This is a genomic window from Kitasatospora sp. NPDC001547 (assembly GCF_042894165.1).
Classification (GTDB): Bacteria; Actinomycetota; Actinomycetes; order Streptomycetales; family Streptomycetaceae; genus Kitasatospora.
In genome coordinates this window covers 1-1,677 of the sequence record NZ_JBIAVL010000058.1, presented here as the reverse complement: position 1 = coordinate 1,677, position 1,677 = coordinate 1, and the positions used below count along the sequence as shown (strand labels likewise).

At 68.4% G+C, this 1,677-nt stretch carries 1 protein-coding gene; it reads left to right on the top strand.

The genetic code is table 11. From position 1 onward, the window contains the following. The first annotated feature begins 1,174 nt into the window (after positions 1–1,174). Positions 1,175–1,588: a transposase gene (locus tag ACFY0X_RS36840; protein WP_387760887.1), complete on the top strand. Its 414-nt coding sequence runs from the start codon at positions 1,175–1,177 to the stop codon at positions 1,586–1,588. The last annotated feature ends 89 nt before the right edge of the window (positions 1,589–1,677 follow it).

Here is a 1,677-nt window from a genome sequence, read left to right as displayed (position 1 = left end):
TGATCCACGCCACCCAAGCCATCCAATACATGATCACCGGCACCGTCCTCCTCACCGCCGTCACCCTCGACTCCCTCACCCGCCACACCCACACCACCACCCACACATAACCCCCCACACCCCCACGGGAAACCGGCACCCCTGAACAAGCCACAGCACCAGGCCCCCCACCCCACACACCACACGGCAAACCGCCCCCACACACCAAACACCCCAACCCAACCAACCGACCCCCCACCGAACAACCCGAAAACCCCAACCACCCACCCCCCAACCCCCACCAGACGTCGACAGAGCCAACCTCCCCACACGAAACAGCCAGCCCAAAGGCAAGATGACACGGCCGCCCGCGCGCAAAGCCGACACGGCCGACCTCCCACACAGGACAGCCGGTAACCCCCACCACCCGACCAGCACGCGCGAAAAGTCGGCCGAGTCGACTTCCCGCGCGCGAGAACAGCCAACCTCGAAGGCAAGGCGGCACCACCCGCGCGCCAAGCCGGCACGACCAACACCCCCCGGATTGGCCGGGCGCAGGCACCACTCACCCAGGCCACCCCAACGCACAGGAAGTCGACGGAACCGACTTCCCACGCAGGACGACCGGACCTTCCCAACCCACCAGCACCCACAGCAAGTCGACGGAACCGACATCCCGCGCACGAAACACCCAGCACCGACGGCAAGGCGACGCAGCCACCCGCACGCAGCGCCGACACGACCGACCTCCCCACCAGACGGCCGAGAGAACCCCCAACCACCCGACCACCACCAGCACGCACGAGAAGCCGCCCAAGTCGACTTCCCACGCACGAAACACCCAGCACCGACGGCAAGGCGACGCAGCCACCCGCACGCAAAGCCGAAACCACCAACCTCCCCCACCAGACGGCCAGGAGACCCCAACCACCCGACCACCGGCACGCGCGAGAAGCCGACTTCCTAACACGGGGCCACTGGCCCCCAAACCCCAACCCGCTCCCTCGCACGCGCGGGAAGTCGGCGGAATCGACTTCCCGCGCGCGGCAGTTGGGCCGCCGCAGCGGGAGTGTCATGAATCAGGTGGACACTCTGATCAAGGGAGACACTGATGAGCTCGCGGACGGATCACCGGATCGGGTCGGTTCCTGACGGGTCGGTTTTGTCGGAGTCGGGAACTGCCGATGCCTTGGGCATGGGTCCGAGGAAGAACACTGGCGGGTCGGACGTGGTGGCGTCGGTCGCGGAGCTGGCGGCCGAGCAGGCCAGGGCCGGCGGGATGCAGCTGCTCGGTGAGGGCGGGCTGCTGCAGCAGCTGACCCGGCACCTGCTCCAGGAGGCATTGGAGGCCGAGATGGACGAGCACCTGGCGTCCAGTGCGGAGCCGGGCCGATCGGTGCGCAAGGGCGGCAACGCGCGCAACGGCTACCGGATGAAGACCGTGATGACCGAGGCCGGCCCCGTCACGCTCGAGGTGCCCAGGGACCGGGCCGGCACGTTCGAGCCGAAGGTCGTGCCCCGGCACGCGCGCCGCACCGAGGGCCTGGACAACCTCGTGGTCTCGTTGACCGCGAAGGGCCTGACCAGCGGTGAGATCGTCGCGCACTGAGCTTCCCCCGCTGCGCGGGAGGTGTTGATTACCTGGTCAGGGCGGGTGTGGGTAGTTCGACGGCCACTGGTTCGGCCGTCGCCTGGTCG

Coding starts and splice junctions, on each gene's coding strand:
- ACFY0X_RS36840 (WP_387760887.1), top strand. CDS start 1,175: ATGGGTCCGAGGAAGAACACTGGCGGGTCGGACGTGGTGGCGTCGGTC.